General features: G+C 46.6%; 7 protein-coding genes and 1 other RNA gene. 3 read left to right on the top strand and 5 right to left on the bottom strand.

Features of this window, described 5'->3' with window-relative positions:
- Window positions 1-23: 23 nt before the first annotated feature.
- From serA to RH46_RS00990, 5 genes are all read right to left on the bottom strand, one after another.
- Complete coding sequence (serA, locus tag RH46_RS01005; RefSeq protein WP_006877523.1) at window positions 24-1,253, bottom strand: phosphoglycerate dehydrogenase; 1,230 nt, start codon at window positions 1,251-1,253, stop codon at window positions 24-26.
- A gap of 253 nt (window positions 1,254-1,506) precedes the next feature.
- Window positions 1,507-2,163 (bottom strand): ribose-5-phosphate isomerase RpiA, encoded by a 657-nt coding sequence (rpiA, locus tag RH46_RS01000; protein WP_006877522.1) that lies wholly within the window; start codon window positions 2,161-2,163, stop codon window positions 1,507-1,509.
- Window positions 2,164-2,225: 62 nt separating this feature from the next.
- Window positions 2,226-2,813, bottom strand: a complete 588-nt coding sequence (locus RH46_RS00995) for a 5-formyltetrahydrofolate cyclo-ligase (RefSeq protein ID WP_006877521.1) — start codon at window positions 2,811-2,813, stop codon at window positions 2,226-2,228.
- 33 nt (window positions 2,814-2,846) lie between these two features.
- A non-coding RNA gene (gene ssrS, locus RH46_RS21680) (6S RNA) lies at window positions 2,847-3,029 on the bottom strand.
- A gap of 17 nt (window positions 3,030-3,046) precedes the next feature.
- On the bottom strand, window positions 3,047-3,355 hold the full coding sequence (locus RH46_RS00990) for a cell division protein ZapA (RefSeq protein WP_006877520.1): 309 nt from the start codon (window positions 3,353-3,355) through the stop codon (window positions 3,047-3,049).
- 237 nt (window positions 3,356-3,592) lie between these two features.
- On the opposite strand from RH46_RS00990, the gene RH46_RS00985 reads away from it, so the two are divergent.
- The 3 genes from RH46_RS00985 to RH46_RS00975 are packed head-to-tail and all read left to right on the top strand — an operon-like array spanning window position 3,593 to window position 6,615.
- A complete protein-coding gene (locus RH46_RS00985; protein WP_006877519.1) occupies window positions 3,593-4,168 on the top strand; it encodes a YecA/YgfB family protein in 576 nt (191 codons plus the stop codon).
- An 11-nt stretch (window positions 4,169-4,179) separates the two neighbouring features.
- Window positions 4,180-5,358 carry a 2-octaprenyl-6-methoxyphenyl hydroxylase gene (ubiH, locus tag RH46_RS00980; RefSeq protein WP_006877518.1) on the top strand — a complete coding sequence of 393 codons (1,179 nt, stop codon included), beginning with the start codon at window positions 4,180-4,182 and terminating at the stop codon, window positions 5,356-5,358.
- A 24-nt stretch (window positions 5,359-5,382) separates the two neighbouring features.
- Window positions 5,383-6,615, top strand: coding sequence for an FAD-dependent 2-octaprenylphenol hydroxylase (locus tag RH46_RS00975; RefSeq protein WP_006877517.1), 1,233 nt, complete (start codon window positions 5,383-5,385; stop codon window positions 6,613-6,615).
- Window positions 6,616-6,637 lie beyond the last annotated feature (22 nt).

Genomic DNA, 6,637 nt, shown 5'->3' with positions numbered 1-6,637 from the left:
TTTTTTGATCAGTAGCAAGCCTTTTAGTGAAGGATACGCGCACGAATTGTGCCTTCGATACTCTTCAGCTTCTTCAGTGCTTCTTCAGAACGCTCTGTTTCTACATCGATAACTACATAACCAAAATCCGCAGCAGTCTGTAGGTACTGACCCGCGATGTTAATACCTTCTTCAGCAAAGATGGTGTTAATTTGCGTCAGGATACCAGGACGGTTTTGGTGGATGTGAAGTAGTCGTGAGCAGTCACGGTGCTCAGGAAGAGATACTTCTGGGAAGTTAACACTTGATAGGGTTGAACCATTGTCTGAGTACTTAGCCAGTTTACCTGCAACTTCAACACCGATGTTCTCTTGCGCTTCCTGAGTTGAACCACCTACGTGTGGAGTCAGGATAACGTTGTCGAATTTCTGCAGTGGTGACTCAAATGGGTCTGCATTGGTTTTAGGTTCAGTTGGGAATACGTCAATCGCTGCACCGGCAAGGTGACCTGCTTCCAGGCTATGGCATAGTGCTTCAATATCTACCACAGTTCCGCGCGCCGCATTGATGAAAATTGAACCAGGCTTCATACGAGCAAACTCTTCTGCGCCCATCATATTCTTGGTTCCAGAAGTCTCTGGTACGTGTAGCGAGATAACATCACACTTATTTAGCAACTCACTCATTGTATGAACTTGTGTTGCGTTACCTAGCGATAGTTTGTTCTCGATATCGTAGAAGTAGACGCGCATACCCAGGTTTTCAGCAATGATGCCTAATTGAGTACCGATGTGACCGTAACCAATAATACCCAGACGCTTGCCGCGCGCTTCATAAGAGTTCTCGGCACTTTTTTTCCAGATACCACGGTGAGCCAAAGCGTTTTTCTCTGGGATACCGCGCAATAGTAGTAGAACCTGGCCTAGAACCAGTTCCGCGACACTACGTGTATTTGAGAATGGTGCGTTAAAGACAGGAATACCGCGAACAGCAGCAGCTTTAAGATCCACTTGGTTAGTACCAATACAGAAACAGCCAATAGCAACTAGCTTCTCCGCTGCGTTGATCACCTCTTCCGATAGGTTAGTACGCGAACGGATACCGATAAAGTGCACATCTTTAACTGCTTCAAGAAGTTCTTCTTCTGGAAGTGAGCCTTTGTGGTATTCGATATTGGTGTAGCCGGCAGCCTGAAGAACTTCTACTGATGATGGGTGTAGACCTTCAAGCAAGAGAATTTTTATTTTGTCTTTTTCCAGTGAAACTTTGGCCATTGTCTTCTTCCTTAAAGTGGGGAAATTGGGCTTTAACTGGCGCACATTGGGCAAAAGCAAGTAAAGCAAACGTTTTTATAGACGTTATATAGTACGCAAACGTTTTCCTTGTGCGTCTTCTGACCATTAACTTAACAAAAAAAATACACTTTGGGTAAGAAAATTACGGAATAAGGCAGAATATTTATTGATTAAAATGAAAAAAACGGCGCCAATTGGCGCCGCTTGTAATGAAATAACCAAAAAGAGCGGGTTACTCTTCGATTTTTGCCCCTTCAGGCGTACCAGTGATAACAATATCAGCACCACGGTGAGCGAATAGACCTACAGTAACAACACCTGCGATTGCATTGATCTTATCTTCTAGATCTTTCGGGTCAGTAATTTTCATGCCGTGCACGTCTAGGATAACGTTGCCGTTATCTGTGATTACACCTTCACGGTAAGCTGGGTCACCGCCAAGCTTCACAAGCTGACGAGCAACGTAAGAGCGAGCCATTGGGATAACTTCAACTGGCAGTGGGAACTCACCAAGTACGTCGACTGCTTTAGTGTTATCAACGATACATACAAATTTTTCAGAAATAGCCGCAACAATCTTTTCGCGAGTCAGCGCAGCACCGCCACCTTTGATCATGTCGCGAGATGCGTTGATTTCGTCCGCACCATCAACGTAGATATCTAGCATAGCAACTTCGTTACAGTCGAATACTTCGATGCCCAGGCCTTTCAGCTTCTCTGTTGAAGCTTCAGAGCTTGAAACTGCACCTTTAATGTCATCTTTCATTGTTGCTAGTGCATCGATGAAGTGATTTACGGTAGAGCCAGTGCCAACACCAACAATGCTGCCTTTTTCAACATACTTAAGTGCTGCCCAACCAGCTTCTTTCTTCATTTCATCTTGAGTCATGCTCATCTCCTAGAGGCGGTAGTAAAATCGATTGCGGGCGCGATTATAGCTTCAATTGCCCTTTATTCCCAATCCCAGATCTGGCTTGGTGTCACTATTTTAGGCAGAGGTACATCCCAAGACTCAATTGGCAGCGAGTCGACTTGCTGGCAGTCATGGGCCAAACCAATCGCTTTCGGGCCCTGCTTGGAGTCGAACCAAGGTTCTAGGGTCCGATCATAGTAGCCGCCCCCCATACCTAAGCGATGTCCGTTAGCGTCAAAAGCAACCAAAGGTGTGCAGATGAGGTCGAGTTGGGCGACAGGGATGATTTGCGTTTGATCGAGTTTCGGTTCCGCAATCGCGTATTGGTTGAGCACCATAGGGGTATTGCTAGCATAGCGGAGAAAAAGCAGATGGCCGTGAGAGAATGGGTGGATGACGGGGAGGTACACCTCTTTTCCCTGTTGCCACAACCACTCGATGAGCGGTTTGGTGTCGATCTCGCCATCAGCCGTGATATACAAAGCGATATGTTGTGCTGAGGTGATTTCCGCCAGTTGCTTGAACTGTGTTACCAGATCTAATCCAGCCAGGTATTGCACATCGCTGCTGAGTGAATTGCGCTTCTGGCGAATGATCTTACGTAAGTCTTGTCGTGAAAGAGTCATGACGTTACCCATAGTTACTGGGTATCGAGAAAGGGATACCCCAGAGTGCCGTTGGAGATATGGACCCTTGAACCAGCTGGTTCAAGGCGGATCAGCAGAGATAACCGTAGGCTTCTCGGTTCAAGCCGAGCTTGCTCAATAGTTATCAAGTACTAACCCTTGGGTATTGCTTATCGGCTCAGGGACTTAATCCCCTCACGCACACTCCAGGGTAAATTCTTGTGCTGTAAAGGTTACTGCTGTCCTGGCTTAACTTTACTAATGGCATTATCTAAAGATGCAGAGAGCAATTCCATACGCTCAACCATCGCATCCTGTTCCTGCTTTGAGTCATTGTCACGAACTTCAAGTTCATGGCAAAAGTTTAACGCTACAAAGGTCAGTAATTGTACTTCATTCGTCATCTTGGTTTTAGCCGCAAGTTCTTTCAGGCGATCATCCAGACGTGCTGCTGCATTGATCAAAGACTCTTCTTGTCCTGCAGGACAGTTTACACGAGTTAATTTGCCTAAGATTTCGACTTCTACCGCTTGATTACTCATACCGACTCTATATCTGTTGTCTAAGGTGATAAAGCAGATAATCACCGAGGGAGAAACTATAGAAAAAGCCTTATTAAGATTCAAGCTTTTCACGAAGCCCTGACCAAAATCAGTGTGTAATAACACAGTAATTGGGCAATTTGTGTAAATGCTACCCACAATTGCACAATCACGCGTTTTCGCCTGCTTTGGTAAGTGATACGATTGAGGATATTTATTTTATTTTAGGTCATAGCAATGAGCGACACCAAACTACCTGATTATCTGACATTTGCCAGTGAATTACAGTCTGCTGGCTTAGCAGTAAACCCTGCAGAACTTCACGGCCTGTTGACTGGAATGCTCAGTGGCGGTTTAAGCCTGACAGATAAAAGCTGGCAGCCACTTGTCTATGACTATGTGAGTGAGGGTATGGGCTGGCCAAGCAAAGCTTTGCAGTTGGCGGAAGCAACACTAGATGCAACCACCCAAGAATTGACTGGTTCTGGTATGGATCTAGAGATGCTACTTCCAGATGAAGAAGCAAGTGCCACTCTATTTGATGTCGCTGACGGTTTAGCTGAGTGGGTTAATCACTTTATTTCTGGTCTTGGTCTTATCAATGCTGCATTAAGCAAAGCATCAAGTGATGTCAAAGAAGCACTGGCAGATTTAGAAGAGATCGCCAAGCTTGGTATTGATGAAGACGATGACCTTGAAGAACAAGCTCAATTGCTTGAGCAGGTGATCGAGCACGTTAAAGCGTGTGTGTTAACTATTCACGCTGAGTTTGGTCAAAAGCCGGCCGAGAAACAGGCTCCAACGATTCATTAATAGGTATCCCGATGAAGCAGTTTGATGTCGTTATTGCTGGTGGCGCGATGGCGGGGATGACCCTGGCGCTGGCAATTAACAAGCTCTCTCAACAACCTTTGTCTATTGCCGTGATAGAGCCATTTCAGGTTGATCATCAGGCGCACCCTGGGTTTGACTCCCGCTCTATTGCGCTCTCCTATGGCACTGTTTCTATCTTGAAGCAATTCGGTTTGTGGGATGAAATTGCGAAAGTTGCAACCCCGATTGAACATATTCATGTCTCTGACCGCTCTCATGCCGGGATGACTGATATTGATACTCAAGAGGTTGGGTTGGAGGCATTAGGTTATGTGGTTGAACTGGCTGATGTGGGTCGTATCTATCATCAACAAGCCCAGCTTGATAACAATATTGAACTGATTCAGTCATCCGTTAGCCAAGTCATTCGTGAGGAGACAAAAGTACAAGTCACACTCACTAATGACACAGCGGTTGAGGGTAAACTGTTAGTCGCAGCGGATGGTGCTATCTCGACTTGTTGTCAGCAAGTAGGCTTAGAGCTCACTGAGCACGATTTTGACCAAGTGGCGGTTATCGCCAATATCACCACCGAACTTGCCCACAATGGTCAAGCGTTTGAACGTTTCACTGATTCCGGCCCCGTCGCCTTGTTACCAATGTCCGAAGGACGAATGTCATTGGTGTGGTGCCTGCGACCAGAACAGGCAACGGAAGTCATGGGATACAGTGATGAGCAGTTCCTTGCGCAGCTTCAGTCTGCATTCGGCTGGCGATTAGGTGGCTTGAAAAAAGTCGGTCAGCGAGCGAGTTACCCACTGCTGTTACGCTATCGTCAGCAGAATGTTTCTCATCGCTTTGCGGTTGTTGGTAATGCCGCTCAGACTCTACATCCTATTGCTGGTCAAGGGTTTAACTTAGGCATTAGAGATGTTGCTACTCTGGCGGAGAGCATTGTTGCTCACGCTGCCGGGGATGTAGGTAGCTACAAGGTGTTGAAGCACTTTAAACAGTTGAGAAGAGAAGACCGCCACGCGACCATAGCTATGACTTCTTCCTTGGTGCACCTGTTTTCAAATGATTATCTTGCAACACGAATTGGTCGAAATTTAGGGCTATTTGCTATGGACAATCTGCCAGTACTCAAGACGCCACTGTTAAGAAGAACATTAGGTTTGGTGTCTCGTTAGAGGCATCGACAAGGACATAAAGATATGATGCAAAGTGTAGATATCGCCATTGTTGGCGGTGGTATGGTAGGCCTGGCGCTTGCCTCTGCGTTCAAAGATACTGACCTGCGTATCGCGGTAATTGAAAGTCGCGAACCGTCTAGCGAACTCGACGTGCTACCTGACGTGCGTGTATCGGCCCTGAGTCGTTCTAGCGAAACGATTCTGAGAAATCTTGGGGCGTGGCAAGGTATCATGCAGCGTCGAGCTGCCCCTTATGTGGCAATGGAAGTGTGGGAGCAAGATAGTTTTGCTCGTATCGAGTTTGAAGCACAGCAGCTCGCACAACCTGATCTTGGCCATATTGTTGAGAACCGAGTGATTCAACTGGCACTGCTAGAACAGGTGAAGCAGCAAAGCAACGTATCTCTGTTTATGCCTGCAAAGTGTGCCTCAATGGCTATCGGAGAAAGTGAAGCCTGGCTGACTCTTGATAATGGGCAGTCTCTGACGGCAAAACTTGTTGTCGGTGCTGATGGCGCTAACTCTTGGGTCAGAAAGCAACAGGATATACCACTTACACATTGGGATTACGGCCATAGCGCGATTGTGGCAAACGTTCGCACTGCGGAGCCTCATAATCGCGTAGCTCGTCAAACCTTTACTGCACAGGGCCCATTAGCTTTCTTGCCACTAGGTGAAGAGAACCTGAGCTCTATTGTCTGGTCTACAGAGCCTAATCGCGCTGAACGTCTACTGAGTATGTCAGACAGTGAGTTCAGTAAAGTCCTGACGGCAGAATTTGATAATCGACTTGGCTTGTGTGAAGTGGTTGGTGAGCGTTTCGCATTTCCACTAAAAATGCGTTACGCACGTGATTTTGTCACTGAACGTGTTGCATTGGTTGGCGACGCTGCACATACCATTCACCCATTAGCGGGTCAGGGGGTTAACTTAGGTCTGCTTGATGCTGCTAGCCTTGCTCAACAAGTATTAGAAGTGTGGCAGCAGGGTGAAGACTTTGGTACTAAGAGAAATCTGCGTGGATATGAGCGTTGGCGTAAAGCTGAAGCGGCTAAGATGATCGCGGCAATGCAAGGCTTTAAAGATCTGTTCGAAGGAAACAATCCAGCTAAGAAGCTGATACGAGGTATCGGAATGAAGCTAGCTGGCCAGCTTCCTGGAGCAAAAGATGAGATTATGAAACGAGCACTTGGTCTTAAAGGTGACCTGCCAAAACTGGCACAGCGTTCAGGAATAAAATCTCAAACTCACTAAATGGAAAGGGTTGGCAATGCCA

The organism is Vibrio brasiliensis LMG 20546 (assembly GCF_000189255.1).
Classification (GTDB): Bacteria; Pseudomonadota; Gammaproteobacteria; order Enterobacterales; family Vibrionaceae; genus Vibrio; species Vibrio brasiliensis.
Note: the sequence above shows the minus strand (reverse complement) of the source record. Positions and strands in the feature narration are given on the sequence as shown.